12 protein-coding genes are annotated in these 14,751 nt (G+C 68.7%); 3 read left to right on the plus strand and 9 right to left on the minus strand.

Annotated features, from left to right (window positions below; all coding sequences use genetic code 11):
- Positions 1 to 65: 65 nt before the first annotated feature.
- Both ACQ66R_RS14660 and ACQ66R_RS14665 read left to right on the plus strand, forming a co-directional pair.
- Complete coding sequence (locus ACQ66R_RS14660) at positions 66 to 2,393, plus strand: TonB-dependent receptor (protein ID WP_430423174.1); 2,328 nt, start codon at positions 66 to 68, stop codon at positions 2,391 to 2,393.
- A 186-nt stretch (positions 2,394 to 2,579) separates the two neighbouring features.
- Entirely contained in the window at positions 2,580 to 3,890 is a 1,311-nt protein-coding gene (locus ACQ66R_RS14665) for a dipeptidase (RefSeq protein WP_430423176.1), read from the plus strand.
- Here ACQ66R_RS14665 and ACQ66R_RS14670 read toward each other — a convergent pair.
- The 6 genes from ACQ66R_RS14670 to ACQ66R_RS14695 all read right to left on the minus strand — a co-directional run bounded on the left by ACQ66R_RS14670 (position 3,883) and on the right by ACQ66R_RS14695 (position 10,118).
- Complete coding sequence (locus tag ACQ66R_RS14670) at positions 3,883 to 4,173, minus strand: hypothetical protein (RefSeq protein ID WP_430423178.1); 291 nt, start codon at positions 4,171 to 4,173, stop codon at positions 3,883 to 3,885. The two genes, ACQ66R_RS14665 and ACQ66R_RS14670, sit on opposite strands and share 8 nt — an antisense overlap.
- Positions 4,174 to 4,288: 115 nt before the next feature.
- Positions 4,289 to 5,950 carry an MFS transporter gene (locus ACQ66R_RS14675; protein ID WP_430423180.1) on the minus strand — a complete coding sequence of 554 codons (1,662 nt, stop codon included), beginning with the start codon at positions 5,948 to 5,950 and terminating at the stop codon, positions 4,289 to 4,291.
- A gap of 114 nt (positions 5,951 to 6,064) precedes the next feature.
- On the minus strand, positions 6,065 to 7,474 hold the full coding sequence (locus ACQ66R_RS14680; protein WP_430423182.1) for a M20/M25/M40 family metallo-hydrolase: 1,410 nt from the start codon (positions 7,472 to 7,474) through the stop codon (positions 6,065 to 6,067).
- Positions 7,475 to 7,543: 69 nt separating this feature from the next.
- Complete coding sequence (locus tag ACQ66R_RS14685) at positions 7,544 to 8,482, minus strand: NAD(P)-dependent alcohol dehydrogenase (protein ID WP_430426311.1); 939 nt, start codon at positions 8,480 to 8,482, stop codon at positions 7,544 to 7,546.
- Between the two features lie 2 nt (positions 8,483 to 8,484).
- A complete protein-coding gene (locus ACQ66R_RS14690; RefSeq protein WP_430423184.1) occupies positions 8,485 to 9,471 on the minus strand; it encodes a hypothetical protein in 987 nt (328 codons plus the stop codon).
- Positions 9,468 to 10,118 carry a GNAT family N-acetyltransferase gene (locus ACQ66R_RS14695; protein ID WP_430423186.1) on the minus strand — a complete coding sequence of 217 codons (651 nt, stop codon included), beginning with the start codon at positions 10,116 to 10,118 and terminating at the stop codon, positions 9,468 to 9,470. Before ACQ66R_RS14695 ends, ACQ66R_RS14690 begins: the two co-directional genes overlap by 4 nt.
- Before the next feature lie 80 nt (positions 10,119 to 10,198).
- Between ACQ66R_RS14695 and ACQ66R_RS14700 the strand changes: the two genes are divergently transcribed.
- The gene (locus ACQ66R_RS14700; RefSeq protein WP_430423188.1) at positions 10,199 to 10,774 is read left to right on the plus strand and encodes a TetR/AcrR family transcriptional regulator; all 576 of its coding nucleotides are present in this window, start codon (positions 10,199 to 10,201) and stop codon (positions 10,772 to 10,774) included.
- Here ACQ66R_RS14700 and ACQ66R_RS14705 read toward each other — a convergent pair.
- The 3 genes from ACQ66R_RS14705 to ACQ66R_RS14715 all read right to left on the minus strand — a co-directional run bounded on the left by ACQ66R_RS14705 (position 10,771) and on the right by ACQ66R_RS14715 (position 14,691).
- Entirely contained in the window at positions 10,771 to 11,199 is a 429-nt protein-coding gene (locus ACQ66R_RS14705; RefSeq protein ID WP_430423190.1) for an EamA family transporter, read from the minus strand. The two genes, ACQ66R_RS14700 and ACQ66R_RS14705, sit on opposite strands and share 4 nt — an antisense overlap.
- A 232-nt stretch (positions 11,200 to 11,431) precedes the next feature.
- Positions 11,432 to 13,780, minus strand: a complete 2,349-nt coding sequence (locus tag ACQ66R_RS14710; protein WP_430423192.1) for a PAS domain-containing protein — start codon at positions 13,778 to 13,780, stop codon at positions 11,432 to 11,434.
- 159 nt (positions 13,781 to 13,939) lie between these two features.
- Positions 13,940 to 14,691, minus strand: a protein-coding gene (locus ACQ66R_RS14715; RefSeq protein WP_430420901.1) for an IS5 family transposase whose coding sequence is annotated in 2 segments (ribosomal slippage) — positions 13,940 to 14,361 and positions 14,361 to 14,691 — 753 coding nt in all. Because the reading frame shifts where the segments join, the coding sequence is not laid out codon by codon here.
- Between the last annotated feature and the right edge of the window lie 60 nt (positions 14,692 to 14,751).

Raw genomic sequence — 14,751 nt, forward strand, 5'->3', positions numbered from 1 at the left:
CTTGCGCCACCCGACGGCGCTCCCGACCCCTCGCATCCCAGGGCCGTCACAAAAAGGATACGGGGATGCAAAAGACGACTTGGTTCGCCACCGTGGCAGGCGTGGGCGTGCTGTTGGGGGCGGTCGCCGGCGAGGCTGCGGCGCAGGCCAGGGGGCCGGAAGTCGAGGAACTGGTCGTCACAGGCAGCCGCGTGTCGGAGGCGAAGGTGGCCATCGGCACGGACGAGCCCACGGCCACGGTCTCCATCACCAGCGACGCCCTGCTCTCGGCGCCGGCCGGCATCACCGGCCTGAAGATGCTGGAGAGCCTGCCGGGCTTCAACGTCCAGGCCAACGACGCCCTGGGCATGTATGAGTTCGGCAACTCGGTCTCGGTGCGGGCCTTCAACTTCCAACAGATCGGGTTCCTGCTGGACGACGTGCCGATGGGCCGGTCCGACCAGTTCGGGGGCTCGCCCATCTATCGCTACGTCGACAACGAGAACCTGGCGCGGGTCACGGCCTCGTCGGGCGCAGGCGACGTCGCGCTGGCCAGCTACGCCTCGCTGGGGCCGATCGTCAGCTACATCAGCCGCGGGCCGGCCGAGACGTTCGGGGGCCGGGTCAGCTACAGCCGCGGCTCGGACGAGCTGCTGCGCGCCTTCGGGCGGATCGACACCGGCGAGCACAACGGCTTCTCGGCCTTCGTCAGCGCCTCGACCGTTTCGGGCGAGCTGTGGCGCGGGCCCGGCACCATCGACCGTGATCACTACGAGGGCCAGGCGCGCTACCGCTGGAGCACGGGCGGCTCGCTGACTTTCCAGACCGTCCACAACAAGTACTTCGACTACGACAGCCCCTCGATCACCAAGGCCCAGTACGCCGGAACGGCCGGCGACATCTTCGGGCGCAGCGGGCGTGACTTCGCCTACATCGGCTATGTGCCGGTCCCCGGCGCGGCCGGGACGCCGGCCACGGCGACGTCGCTGCCGATCACGGCGGCCGGGATCCCGTATTCGAACACGGCCTACAACCAGTACTACAAGTTCGCGGTGAACAGCCGGGAGGACCATCTCTACGCGCTGACGCTGAAGACCCCGATCGGCGAGAACATCGACGTCTCGCTGACCGGCTACTACGAGGACAAGAAGGGCTACGGCGTCTCGCCCGAGGCCTACGCCACCTCGCTGGCCAGCCACAACGCCGAGCGTCTGATCGTGCCGGGCCTGTTCGCGCCGCGCGGCATCCAGTACGGCCTGTCCACCATCGACGGGAAGCGCAAGGGCCTGACCGGCAATGCCGTCTGGCGCTGGACCATCCACACCGTCCAGGCCGGGGCCTGGTACGAGGACGACGACTATCACCGCACCCAGCAGCGCTACAACGTGGCGAACGGCAATCCCGACGGAGCGCCCCTGCTCAACGAGCCGGTCCACCTGCAGCGCAACTACACGTCCAATCGCAAGACGACGCAGATCTTCCTGAAGGACACGATCAGCCTGCTGGACGGCCAGCTGAAGGTGGATGTGGGCTTCAAGGGTCTCGACATCGACTACGAGATTTCGGGCTATCGGAACCCCGGGGACTTCATCAACCGGCGTACGCCCACCATCACCGACAAATGGAAGGACCTGTTCCTGCCGCAGGTCGGCGCGGTGTGGTCGGTGACCAGCCGCGACCAGGTGTTCGTGTCGTACTCCGAGAACATGGCCCTGCCGCGCGGCGCCGATGACATCTTCTCGGCGGCGAGTCCCCTGGCGCCCGGACCGGACGCCGAGAAGGCGAAGAACTACGAGTTGGGCGTGCGCACCAACCGGCCGACGTTCAACGCCTCGCTGGTGGCCTACTTCACCAAGTTCGACAACCGGCTGCAGTCGTTCGCTTCGCCGGTGCCCGGCAGCACGACGACCGAGACCTTCTTCCAGAACGTGGGGGCGGTGGAAGCCCACGGCGCCGAGTTCAGCGGCCAGTGGAAGCCCGAGTTCCTGGGCGGCAAGGTCTATTTCAACACCAACCTGTCCTACAACATCTCGGAATTTAAGGACAATTTCGCCACCTTCGCGATCGCCGGCAACCGTGTGCCCGACTTCCCGAAGTGGCTCTTCCAGGGCGGCGTCACCTTCGAGCCGACCCCCGGCGCGATCCTGAACCTGTCGGCGCGCACGATCTCCAAGCGCTACACCAACTTCCTCAACACCGAGACGACCGGCGGCTACACGATCCTGGCGGCCTACCTCGATCTGGGTGACGGGGTGGACTGGGGCTACCTCAAGAACGTCAAGGCGCGGATCAACGTCGACAACCTGCTGGACGAGGACTACCTCGGCACGATCTCGACCACGATCAATACCCCGGCGAGTTTCCGGCCGGGCCCGCGGCGCACGGTGCAGGTCACACTGTCCACCGAGTTCTAGAGCGCATCCCGCGAGGATGAGGCTCCACAGGCGATGAGGATGCGCTCCAGCAAGAAGACGACGAGCCCGGTTCTCCCGGTTGGCTTGATTCAAGCCAACCGGGACGGGCTCTTGGACGCGAGCGCCGCGGCGTTGACGCGCCGCGGCGGCTCTGCAAGCTCAGGCTCTCCTGGGGAAGGCGATACGATGAAGCGTGGAATTCTGGCGGGCTGCACCGCGTTGGCCCTGGCGCTTGGCGGCGCCGCTCACGCCCAGCCTGACGACGCGAAGATCAAGGCGCGCGTCGACAAGGTGCTGGCGAAGACTCCCCTGATCGACGGCCACAACGACGTGCCCTGGGGCCTGCGCCAGCGCGTGGGGATCAATCCCGGCAAGCTGGATCTGTCGGTCGACACCACCGGCCTCAAGGAAGAGGGCGGCCCGGGCATGATGACCGACATCCCGCGCCTGAAGGCGGGCAAGGTGGGCGGCCAGTTCTGGAGCGTCTTCATCCCGTCGACGTTCGACGGCCCGGTCGCCGTGCAGATGACGCTGGAGCAGATCGACATCGTGAAGGGGCTGGCCCAGCGCTATCCCGCGACGTTCGAGATGGCCTACACCGCCGACGACGTGGTCCGCATCCACAAGGCGGGCAAGGTCGCCTCGCTGGTGGGGATCGAGGGCGGTCACCAGATCAACGACAGCCTGCCGGTGCTGCGCCAGATGTACGCCGCCGGCGCGCGCTACATGACGTTGACCCACGCCATCAACACCCGCTGGGCCGACAGCGCCACGGCCAACCCGGCGCACGATGGACTCACGCCCTTCGGCCGCGCGGTGGTGGTCGAGATGAACCGGCTGGGCATGCTGGTCGATCTCAGCCACGTGTCGGAAGGCACGATGCTGGACGCGCTGGAAGCCGCCCAGGCGCCGGTGATCTTCTCGCACTCGGGCGCCGACGGCGTCGCCGACCACGCCCGCAACGTGTCCGACGCGGTGCTGGAGAAGGTGAAGGCCAACCGCGGCGTGGTGATGGTCAACTTCCTGCCCAACTACGTCAGCCGCGCGCGCATGGAGTGGGCGGCCAACCGCTCCGCCGAGCAGGCCCGCTACAACGCCCCGCCGTTCGGCGGCCTCTACATCGGCCAGCCCGACCGGGCGAAGGCGGCGCTCGCCGCCTGGGACAAGGCCAATCCGAAGCCGCCGGTAACGTTGGCGATGGTGGCCGACCACGTGGACCACCTGGCCAAGGTCTGCGGCGTGGACTGTGTCGGCATCGGCTCGGACTTCGACGGAATCGGCGACACGCCCACCGGCCTCGAGGGCGTCGACAAGTTCCCCGACCTCCTGGCCGAACTGGCCCGCCGCGGCTGGAGCGACGAGGACCTGGGCAAGGTGGCCGGCGGCAACGTCCTGCGCGCGCTGCGCGAGGCCGAGGCGGTCGCGAAGAAGCTCCAGGCCACGACGGCGCCGAGCTATGCGACGCTGGTCGAGTTGGACGGGGCGAAGGCTAAGTAGCGGGATCGCCCTGGATCTTGCGGCCTTCGGCCGTCAGGGCCTCGCCGATCTCTTTGGTTTCGCGTCCCCAGGCTTGCATGTCCGCGCCACAGCGAATGGCCTCCGCCTTCAGCCGATCCGGGTTGGCGACCAACGCCCGGGTTTCCGCCAGCAGGCGCGCCTTCAGATCGATGCCGGGGTCCCGTCCCTTGAGCCGGCCCATGTAGTACCCGAAGCCGACCATCACGCCTTGCTTCGAGTTGGCGTCGGTCGTGCGCGTCGCCGCCAGCATGGTCACGACCATGCAGGCCAGATCGGACGTGGCGCCGTCCGGCCTTGGGCCTTGGCGTCTTCCGCCGCGGACAGAGCGACAGTCAGCGCTATGGCTATGACCCAACGCATGCGGATGCTCCTGAGGCCTAAGCGTCCAGCCGCTTGCCCTTGGTCTCAGGCAGCAGCAGGAAGCACACCACGACCGACAGCGCCGTGAATGCGAACGGGTACCAGAGGCCCGAATAAAGCTCCCCGGTGGCGGTCACGATCGCGAAGGCGGTGAAGGGCACGAAGCCACCCACCCAGCCGGTGCCGATGTGATAGGGCAGCGACAGCGCCGTATAGCGCACCCGCGTCGGGAACAGCTCGACCAGGCAGGCGGCGATCGGGCCGTAGAGGGCGGTCGCGGCCACCACGAACACCAGCAGCACGCCGAATGCGCCCAGCAGGTTCATTCGCGCGGGGTCGGCCTTGGTCGGGTAGCCCGCCTGGGTCAGCGCGGTCTTGATCCGGGTCTCGACGCTGGCCTTCACCGCCTTGGCGACCTCGGGCGACAGGCCTTCGGCGGTGGTGGACGGGATCGTCTGGCTGCCCACGCGCACCAGGGCCGGGCGGCCGGGCACGCCCGCCTCGCTGGAGTACGACACCCCGGCGTTGGCCAGGGTCGACTTGGCGATGTCGCACGAGGACAGGAATGCGGCCTTGCCCACGGGATCGAACTGCAGCGAGCAGTCGGCCGGGTCGGCGATCACGACCACCGGGGTCGCGGCGGCCGCCTCGGCCATGGCCGGGTTCAGCGTGCGCGACAGCATGTGGAAGCCGGGGAAGTAGGCCGCCAGCATCAGCACCATGCCGAACAGCATCACCGTCTTGCGGCCGATGCGGTCCGAGAGCCACCCGAAGACGACGTACAACACCGCGCTGGCCGCGGTGGCTGACAGCATCAGGATGTTGATGGTCTCAGGGCTGACCTTCAGGAACCGCTCCATGAAGGTCTGCACGTAGAAGAACGCCGTGTACCAGACCGCCCCCTGGGCGAACATGATGCCCACCAGTGCAATCAGCACCAGCTTGAGGTTGGGCCACTCGCCGAACGCTTCCTTGAAGGGGGCCTGGCTCTGCCTGCCCTCGGCCTTCAGCTTGGCAAATTCGGGGCTCTCGGTGAGCTTCAGGCGCATCCAGATCGAGATCGCCAGCAGCACGCCCGAGAACAGGAACGGAATGCGCCAGCCCCAGGCGTCGAAGGCCTCGTTGCCGACCGCCAGGCGGGTCAGCAGGATCACGATCAGGGCGCCGAACAGGCCGAACGCTGCAGAGCTCTGGATCCAGCTGGTGGCCTTGCCGCGGCCGTTGGCCGGGGCATGCTCGGCGACATAGATCGCGGCGCCGCCATACTCGCCGCCCAACGCAAACCCCTGGATGATGCGCATGAGGATCAGCAGGATCGGGCCGATGATGCCGGCCTGCGTGTAGCTGGGCAGCAGGCCGATCGCGACGGTGGCGCCGCCCATCAGCAGAACGGTGGCCAGGAACGCGCCCTTGCGCCCCGCCTGGTCGCCGATGCGGCCGAACACCAGCGCGCCCAGCGGGCGGAACAGGAAGCCCGTCCCGAACAGCGCCAGCGCCGCCGCCAGCGCCGCCGTCTCGGGCAGGCCGGTGAAGAAGGTCTTGGAGATGACGCCTGTCAGGCTGCCGAAGACAAAGAAGTCATACCACTCGAAGGTGGTCCCGGCGGACGAAGCGGCCACCACAGTGCGAAGAGACGTGCCCTCCTTCTCCGGCGCGTCCGATGCGGCGACTTCCGCCATGCCCGATCTCTCCCCAACTCGTCTTTGTCTCGATTTAGCCGAATTCTCGCGGCGGGCCATGGCCCTTCGAGACTGCGGCTTGGCGGCGCACCTTCTCGTGTTGGAGGGGTCGCCCTACTTCGCCCCGACGTAGGCCTTCACGAGGTCGAACAGGTAGTCGCGGCCGGCGTAGAGCGAGCTCACGCGGATGCGCTCGTTCAGGCCGTGGGCGCCGTTGCCGTCCGGGTCGCCGAAGATGCCGGGCACGCCGTAGACGTACATCTTGGCCGGGCCGAAGTAGCGGCCGTCGGTGGCGCCCGACGACATCGACGGGATCATCGGCACGCCGGGGAAATGCTTGGCGGCGACGGCCTTCATCGGCCCGACCACCTTGGGGTCCAGCGGCGGGTTGATGGCGATGGGCCGCACGGGCGGGATCACCTCGATCTTCACGCCCGGATCGCCGACCACCTTGTTCAAGGTCTCCAGCGTGCCTTCCACGGTCTCGCCGGGGAAGATGCGGCAGTTGATCACCGCCGTCGCCCGCTGGGGCAGGGCGTTGTTGGCGTGGCCGGCGTCCAGGCGCGTGGTCACGCAGTTGGTGTGCAGGATCGAATTCACGTTGACGTCGGTCGCCGCAACGCGCGCGGCCTCGGCGTCGTTCGGGTTGGCCAGCAGGGTCTTCAGCGCCGCGCCGACCGCATCGGCCCGCTGGGCGCGCAGTTCCAGTCCCACCCGCGTCGTGTCGGTCATCTTCGCCGGGAAGACGTACGCCCTCACCTTCAGCAGCGCCTCGGCCAACTGGTAGATGGCATTGTCGGGCCGCGGCCGCGACGAGTGGCCGCCGGGGTTGCTCACCGTCACCAGATAGCTCTGCGCCGCCTTCTCGCCCACCTGGATCGACAGCGACTCGCGCTTGCCGTCGGCGCTGAGCCGCCCGCCGCCGCCTTCGTTCAGCACGAAGTCGGCCGCGATCAGCGGGCCGTGGTTCTTCACCAGATAGTCGGCGCCGTTGAACGCCTCGGCCGTCTCCTCGCCGCAGGTCAGCGCCATCTTGAGCGTGGCCTTGGGCGGGGTCTTGGCCTGCTTCAACCGGATCAGGGTGTCGACCCAGATGGCGTCCAGGCCCTTCATGTCGGCTGTGCCGCGGCCGTAGAAGTAGCCGTCCTCCTCGATCAGCGTGAAGGGATCGCGGGTCCAGTCCTCGCGCCGCGCCTCGACCACGTCGATGTGGCCCAGCAGCAGCACCGCGCCGGCTTTGGGGTCGGACCCCTTCAGCACGGCGACCAGGCTGCCTTCCTTCGGATTGGACGGCGCGGTGATGTGGTGCACGTCGGCGTCGGCGAAGCCCGCCGCCTTGAGCCGCGCGCCCATCTTGGCGGCCGCCGTGGTGCAGCTGCCGACCGACAGCGCGGTGTTGGTCTCGACCAGCTCTTCGAAGATCTCGCGGAAGGCCAGCTGATCGGGCCGCGGCGCCTGGGCCTGCGCCGTCGTCGCGCCTCCCATCATCAGAAGACCGATCAGACCCGCGGCGACCTTGCGCATGCACTCTCTCCAAACCCGGAAGCGGCGCACTCAAGCACGCGAAATCCGGACTCGGAATAGCCCGCGCGGTCAGAGACGCAGCAATACGCGTCCCTGCTTCCCCCGTGTCTCGAAGCGGTCGAACGCCGCGTCGGCCTCTTCCAGGGGAAAGACCCTGTCGATGACCGGCCGCAGCGCGCCCTCGTCGGCGAGGGCTGCCAGCCGTCCGAGGCGGCCGGGATCGGTCTTCAGCATCATCAGATAGCCCGCTCGCCGGGACGACAGGGCCGCCCGCGCGAAGCCCGCCACGTCGGCGGTGGGATTGCTGGACACGTACATCCCGCGCCGGGCCAGGAACGGCTCGGCCTCGCGGAACGAGAGCCGGGCCGGGGCGTCGACAATCAGGTCGAAGGCGTCGCCGGATTGGATCGCGGGTCCGGCCTCATAGGGCCGCACCGTCGCAGCGCCCTGGGCCAGCACCCAGGCCACGTTCGCGGCCGATGCGACGGCGGTGACCTCAAGGCCGCGGTTGGCCGCCAGCTGCACCGCATAGGCGCCGAAGCCGCCAGCCGCTCCGACAACGAGACAGCGCTGGCCGGCGGTTACCGGGCAGATGTGCTCCAGCACCTCGATCGCCGTCAGCCCCATGACGGTGAGCGCCGCGCCGGCTTCGTCGCTGAGCGTGTCCGGGATCGCCAGCAGCGCTCGCTCGTCGATGACGGCGAACTCCGCGTGGCAGCGGGGCCCGTTCAGCACCGGAGAATAACCGATCACGCGCTGACCGGCCCGAATGCGGCGTCCGTCGGTGCGCGCGATCCCCGCCAGTTCGAACCCGGTCAGGACGGGCCCGTCCTTGCGGAACCGCTTTACCTGGCCGGCCCAGCCGCCCTTGCGCACCTGGACGTCCATCTCGTTGACGCCGGCAACCTTGACCTCGACCAGGATCTGTCCGGGCCGAGGCGTCGGGATCGGCGCCTCGACGACGAACGACGCCTGCCGGGCCGGGTCGACCGCCAGCGCGCGCATCATCCTCACGCCGCGCCCTCGATCCTCACGCCGAACGCGGCGAGACGGGCCAGCGCGCGGTCGATGTCGAGCACCGACTCAGGGAAGTGCAGTCCGGCGGCCGGCGGCGGCGCGCCGTCCAGCCCCAGGACGCGCTCCGCGGCGATCAGCACGCCCAAGGCCGTCAGGTGCGCCTGGCCCGCGGGATCGCTGACGATGGTCCGCCTCGCAGACGCCGCGCCGCTCGCGTCGCGGCCGGTGACGTCGATGTAGATGTCGTGAGAGGCCCCACCGCCCGCCGCCGTTCCTCGCGACTCGCCGGTCCCGAGGTCGAAGCGAACATCCGGCGCTCCGGTCACCGCCGCCACGGCCGGCGTATCGAGAACGCTCATCGGCAGGGCGTCGAACACAGGCTGCCCCGGCCGGGCGACCGAGCGTCCGTGCTGGGTCGCGTCGAGATAGGTCCAGGCGCCGCCCCGCCGGATCTGCGCCTGGCCCACGAAGCCGCCGGCGTCGGCCATAGTCATCGGGCCAATGGGGTCGGCGTAGTCGTAGAGGGCCGCCATCTCGACCCGCTCGACCTCCGCGAACGCCCGCGCCGTCGCCAGCGCCGCCACCGTCATCACGCCGGCCTGCCAGTGCCCGAGCATCAGCGCCGGCCGCCTCGCCAGCGCCGCCGCGGCGATGGCGGTCGAGGCCATGGTGCCCGGGCCCCGCACGATGCCGATGTGGCCGGCGCCGGCGCGCAGGGCGGCCATCAGCAGGTTGTCGCCCGGGTCCTGCAGCGCGGCGATCACCAGGTCGACCGGTCCCGCCGCGGCGAGTCCGGGCGCTGGGTCGTTCACGCCCAGGCGGACGGTGTGCGCACCTAACGTCTTGGCCAGCTCGGCGCCGCTTTCGGGATTGCGGCCGCCCAGCACCAGCTCGATGTCGTGTCCGGCCTCCCGGATCAGGCGGGCGACCGCGCCGCCGACCACGCCCCAGCCGCCGGCGATCAGGATGCGCGGGCTCACAGGGCCACCGCCATGCGGTACTCGGCCGGGAAGCCGTGGTCGCGAGTGAGCTCGGGCGAGCGGATCTCGGCCACGACCTGCAGCCCATGGGCCTGGTAGAAGCTCACCGCCGGATTGTCGGCCAGGACGTCCAGCTGCAGCTCGCGATAGCCCGCCGTCTTCGCCCGCGCGATCGCGGCCGCCAGCAGCCCCTTGCCGACGCCCTTTCCGCGATGCTGCGGGAACGCCGAGAGGGCATGCAGGTAGTAGACATCCTCGGGGACGTGGGCGTTGAGGTAGCTCGCCTTGGCCGCCCGCTGCGTCAGTCCGACCAGCTCCTCGTAGCTGACCTCGCCGCGTTCGATCAGGCCGGGGGCCAGCGCCGCCAGGTTGGTCTTGAAAGCGTAGAACTTCGGCCCCTCGAACCCCAGCTCGATCCCCAGCAGCTCGCCGTCGGCGCCCACCGCCGCCGTCGTGCAAGCTGCGCAGAACAGGGTGTGGGGCGCGGTCCACGACGCGGTCACCAGGCGCTCCAGCAGGCCGTCGGTCCCGAACTGGTAGTCGTAGCTGACCGGACCCGTCGCCCGGATCAAGCCGGCAATCAGCGGGGCGAACCGCTCGATCCCGGAGGCGTCCAGCGCCCCCAGTTGCATGGTGTCGGCCGCCATGATCATCTCCTCGCGTTCTTACTGTTCGTAAGTTACGATAGGTAAGTTACGTATCGTAGGTTCGGAGTCAAGGAGGACCCGTGTCCGGCAAGCGGCTGCCGCGCGATCAGCGCCGGCTCCAGCTCCTGGAGACCGCGGCGGCCATTGTGCGCGCCGAGGGCACGGATGCGCTGACCCTGGCCCGCGTAGCCGAGCAGGCGGGCGTGACGAAGCCCATCGCCTACGAGCACTTCGAGACCCGCGCCGGCCTGCTGGTGGCGCTCTACCGGCAATTCGACGCGCGTCAGGCCGATGCGGCGCGCGCGGCTCTGGAGAGCCGGGCGCGTACGCTGGAGGACGCCGTGGCGATCCTGGCGGCGGCCTATGTGGACTGCACGCTGGACGCGGGCCGCGAGTTCGGCGCGATCACCGCGGCGCTCTCGGCCACCGAGGAGATGGACGACTTCTGCCACGCTCAGCGTGAGGCCTACGCCGAACTCTACCGCCAGGCGTTGGTCCGCTTCACGCCCCTGCCGGCCAAGGGCGGCGAGGCGCTGTTTCTCGGCCTGATCGGCGCTGCCGACACCCTCGCCAACGCCGCCGCCGCCGGTCGGATGTCGCGCAAGGACGCCATCGATGCGCTCGTGCGCATCATGTTCGGCGCACTCAAGGTCTAGCGCGCCAGCATCAGCGCGCCGCCGGCGATCAGGCCGACGCCGGCCCAGTGGCGCAGGCTCAGGTGTTCGCCAAGGAAGGCCACGCCGAAGATCGCCACCAGCACGATGCTGAGCTTGTCCAGCGGGGCCACGCGGGACGCGTCGCCCATCTGCAGGGCCCGATAGTAGCAGACCCAGGAGGCTCCGGTGGCCACGCCCGAGAGGCCCAGGAACAGCCAGGTCCGCGGGCCGATCCCCTCGAGCGGCTGGAACTGCCGCGTCGCCGCCAGGAAGGCGCCCAGGACGACCAGGATCACCACGGTTCGGATCAGGGTGGCGAAATCGCTGTTCACCCCCTCGACCCCCACCTTGCCGAAGGTGGCGGTCAGCGCGGCGAACGCCGCGGACAGCAGGGCCCAGGCCTGCCAGGGCAGAACGGCTTGCATCGGTGGTCCTCGCCTCGCGGTAGAAGGCGGGCAGACTAGGTCCGATCGCGGCCCAGGGGTCAATCGCGCGGTCGCGTGAATCCTTCAGCCGCCGTCGCGCGCCGGCGCGGGGAAAGTCGAGCCACGGAACACACGGAAGAGCACGGAACGCAGCTCCAGGCTCGAAGCCCTTTCCGTGTCATTCCGTGCTTTCCGTGGTTTCAGATGACAGCGCTTGCGGCGCGCGCTCCAGCTAAGCCGCGGCCGCTTCGGCTTCCATGGCCTCGGCGCGGCGGTTGGCGGCGGCGATGATCTCGGCCACCAGGGCGCCTGGCGCGATCGGCTTGCCGACCACCCCGTCCATGCCGGCGTCGAGGTAGGATGCGCGCTGGTGGGCCAGCACGTTGGCGGTCAGGGCCACGATGGGGGTCGCCGCGGCGAGGCCGCCCAGGGCGCGGATGCGGCGCGCGGCTTCGACGCCGTCGATGCCCGGCATCTGGATGTCCATCAGGATCAGGTCGAACCCGCCCCGCGCGGCGGCCTCTACGCCGGCGTAGCCGTCGTCGGCGGTCTCGACATCGGCGCCCAGATTCTCGAGCAGCTTGGTGGCGATCAGGCGGTTGGTGGCGTTGTCCTCGACCACCAGAACCCGGACGCCCTCCAGCACGCTGGCGGCGGCCTCGACCGGTTCGGCCGGCGCCACGGTCGCCTCGGCGCGCACCTCGATCCAGAACGTCGATCCCTGCCCCTCGACCGAGGTGAAGCCGACGTCACCCTGCATCAGCTCGGCCAGCCGCCGCGTGATCGCCAGGCCCAGCCCGGAGCCGCCGAACCGGCGCGTCGTGGACACATCAGCCTGGTTGAACCGCTCGAACAGCCGCGCCTGCGCCGCCGCCGGGATGCCGACGCCGCTGTCCTCGACCTCGAAGCGCAGCACGCCCGGCCGGGGCTGCAGCGTGCGGACCAGGACGTGGCCGGTCTCGGTGAACTTCACCGCGTTGCCGATCAGGTTGAACAACGCCTGGCGCAGCCGGACCGGATCCGACGTCACCCAGCCGACACCGGGGTCGCACTGGACGACGATCTTCAGATCCTTGACCTGCGCCTGTGGCTCCAGCAGGCGCACGACGCCCGTCACCAGCGCCCCCGGTTCAACCGGCTCACAGGCCATCTCCAGACGGCCGGCCTCGATCTTCGAGAAGTCGATGACGTCGTTCAGCAGCTCCGACAGCATGGCGCCGCACGACAGCGCCTCAGACAGCAGCGCACGGCCGTCCTCGCTCAGGTTCTCGTTTTTCAGGAGGTGCAGCACGCCCATCACGCCGTTCATCGGCGTGCGGATCTCGTGGCTCATGTTGGCCAGGAAGGCGGCCTTGGCCTCGGCCCCTGCCTCGGCGGCGCGCTGGGCCTCCTTCAGCGCCAGTTCCTGACGCTTGAGCATGTCGCAGTCCTGCACCAGCCCCACGGCCTTCAGCCAGCGGCCGTTCTTGGTGACCTGCAGGTGGTGGAAGACGCGCACCCAGCGCTCGGACCCATCCGGCCGGATGATGCGGGCTTCGAAGCTTTCGCCCGACTGCTTGTCGCCGCGATGCAGCGCCCGGAACGAGGCCCGCACGTGCGGCAGGTCGTCCGGATGGAAGCCGGGATAGCGAAGGTCGACAGCCTCTTCATAGTCCGAATTCTTTTGCCCGGTGATCCGCTCGAACTCGGGCGAGCACCAGAAGGTCTTCCGGACGTGGTCGATCTCGTAGACGCCGGCCTCGGCCGCCTCGAGAGCGAGGTTCAGGCGCGCGGCGTTCAGCGCGATGTCGCGCTGGGCCTTCTTCATCTGCTGCTCGCCCTTGCGCGCGGCGTCGCGGGCGGCGGCCAGTTCGGTGATGTCCTCGGACATGCCTTTGAGGAGGTAGACCCCCTCGGACTGACGCTCGGGCTGGACCGTGACGCGCATGGTCAGCCAAACATCGCGGGCCCGAATGCGATGCTCGAACTTCTGAGGCTCGCCCCGCACGACGGCGCGGCTGAGCTGCTTCTCCAGCCGGGCGCGGTCTCGGGGGTGGACGACCTCGTAGAAGCGTTCAGGCGTCCAGGTCTCGTCCTCGAAGCCGAGCAGATGGCGGATCTCGTCTGACCACCAGATCGAGTTGGCGAGCGGATCAAACTCCCAGATGCCCAGACCCGCCGAGGCGCCCAGCAGCTTGCGGGTGCGCCGGGCTTCCTCGGCCTCTTCGCGGTGGAGGCGTTCGGCCGTGGCGTCGCGCAGGGTGACGATGAAGGCGCCGTCGGGCATCCGCTGGCTGCGCGCCGCGAACCACTGCCACAGGCCATAGGTGTTACGGATCCGACACTCGGTTTCGGACGCCTGGCCGGGCTGCATGGTCGCCACGCGGTGGCGGACGCCGGCGTGATCGTCGGGGTGGTAGAAGTCGATGATCGGGCGGCCGATCAGCTCCTGCTCGCTAAGGCCGGTCAGCTCGCACCACGCCGGATTGACCAGCTGGAAGACGCCATCCTTGCCCACGTGCATGAGGTCGCGGCTGTTCTCGAACAGCCACTGGATCATCTCGGACTTGTCGGCGGCGCGTGTCGCGCTCTTCCGAGCCATCGGTTTCCCCCGCACGCCTCACGTCCAGGTAAGCAGGAGGTGAGGCGAACGAAGGCTTAGGTTGTAAGGGTAAATTTTGGGTTGTGCGTCAGAATGCTGTTCGCGTTTCGCGACGCAGCGCCCTGCGACCCGATGTCTTGCCCTAGGGCCTGTTGAGATTCAGCGCGAGTGAATGACGGCGGCGGTGAGGTGGATCATGGCTGAGAAGCTGCGGTCGGTCTTGTCGCTGCGCATGGCGATGCGTTTGAACTCCTTGAGCTTGCAGAAGAAGTTTTCGATCAGGTGACGCCATTTGTAGACCTCGGTGTCGATGTCGAGGGGGATGGCGCGGCGAGGATGCTGAGAGATCACGGCCTTGGCGCCGCGCTCATCCAACTCGGCGATGATGGCGTTGCTGTCGAATGCCTTGTCGCCGAGCAAAGCGTCGAACTCGAGGCCCTGGATCAACGGCGCGACGCCCACGGTGTCGAAGCGGTGACCGGGCAGCAGGACGAAACGGACCAGGTTTCCGAGCGCGTCGGTGAGCGCCAGTATTTTGGTGGTCATGCCGCCCTTGGAGCGCCCGATGGCCTGGCTCGAAGTCCCCCTTTTGCGCCCTGCCCGTGGCGATGGACCTTCACGATGGTGGCGTCGACCATGGCGTACTCCATGTCCGGCTCGTCCGAGCAGGCGTCGAAAAGCCGTGTGAAAACATCGGCGTCACGCCAGTCGCGGAAACGCGTGTAGACCGTGTTCCACTTGCCGAACGAGGGCGGAAGATCCCTCCATGGGCTTCCGGTCCGGGCGATCCACAGGACGGCTTCGATGAAGAGCCGGTTGTCCGCGCCGCTACGCCCGGGATCGCTCGGCTTCCCCAGGCAGTGCGGCTCCATCTTCGCCCACTGGGCGTCGGTCAAAACGAATCGTTCCATCCGCAGCTTGAATCACACCACGCCGCCTTCGAGAATCTTGAATCTCAACAGGCCCTAGAG

It is taken from the genome of Phenylobacterium sp. (genome assembly GCF_965284355.1).
Taxonomy (GTDB): Bacteria; Pseudomonadota; Alphaproteobacteria; order Caulobacterales; family Caulobacteraceae; genus Phenylobacterium.

What these genes read in the sequence shown, in the direction of transcription:
- ACQ66R_RS14660 (WP_430423174.1), top strand. Translation starts at nt 66, where the DNA reads ATGCAAAAGACGACTTGGTTCGCCACCGTGGCAGGCGTGGGCGTGCTG.
- ACQ66R_RS14665 (WP_430423176.1), top strand. Translation starts at nt 2,580, where the DNA reads ATGAAGCGTGGAATTCTGGCGGGCTGCACCGCGTTGGCCCTGGCGCTT.
- ACQ66R_RS14670 (WP_430423178.1), bottom strand. Translation starts at nt 4,173, where the DNA reads ATGGTCGTGACCATGCTGGCGGCGACGCGCACGACCGACGCCAACTCG.
- ACQ66R_RS14675 (WP_430423180.1), bottom strand. Translation starts at nt 5,950, where the DNA reads ATGGCGGAAGTCGCCGCATCGGACGCGCCGGAGAAGGAGGGCACGTCT.
- ACQ66R_RS14680 (WP_430423182.1), bottom strand. Translation starts at nt 7,474, where the DNA reads ATGCGCAAGGTCGCCGCGGGTCTGATCGGTCTTCTGATGATGGGAGGC.
- ACQ66R_RS14685 (WP_430426311.1), bottom strand. Translation starts at nt 8,482, where the DNA reads ATGATGCGCGCGCTGGCGGTCGACCCGGCCCGGCAGGCGTCGTTCGTC.
- ACQ66R_RS14695 (WP_430423186.1), bottom strand. Translation starts at nt 10,118, where the DNA reads ATGGCGGCCGACACCATGCAACTGGGGGCGCTGGACGCCTCCGGGATC.
- ACQ66R_RS14705 (WP_430423190.1), bottom strand. Translation starts at nt 11,199, where the DNA reads ATGCAAGCCGTTCTGCCCTGGCAGGCCTGGGCCCTGCTGTCCGCGGCG.
- ACQ66R_RS14710 (WP_430423192.1), bottom strand. Translation starts at nt 13,780, where the DNA reads ATGGCTCGGAAGAGCGCGACACGCGCCGCCGACAAGTCCGAGATGATC.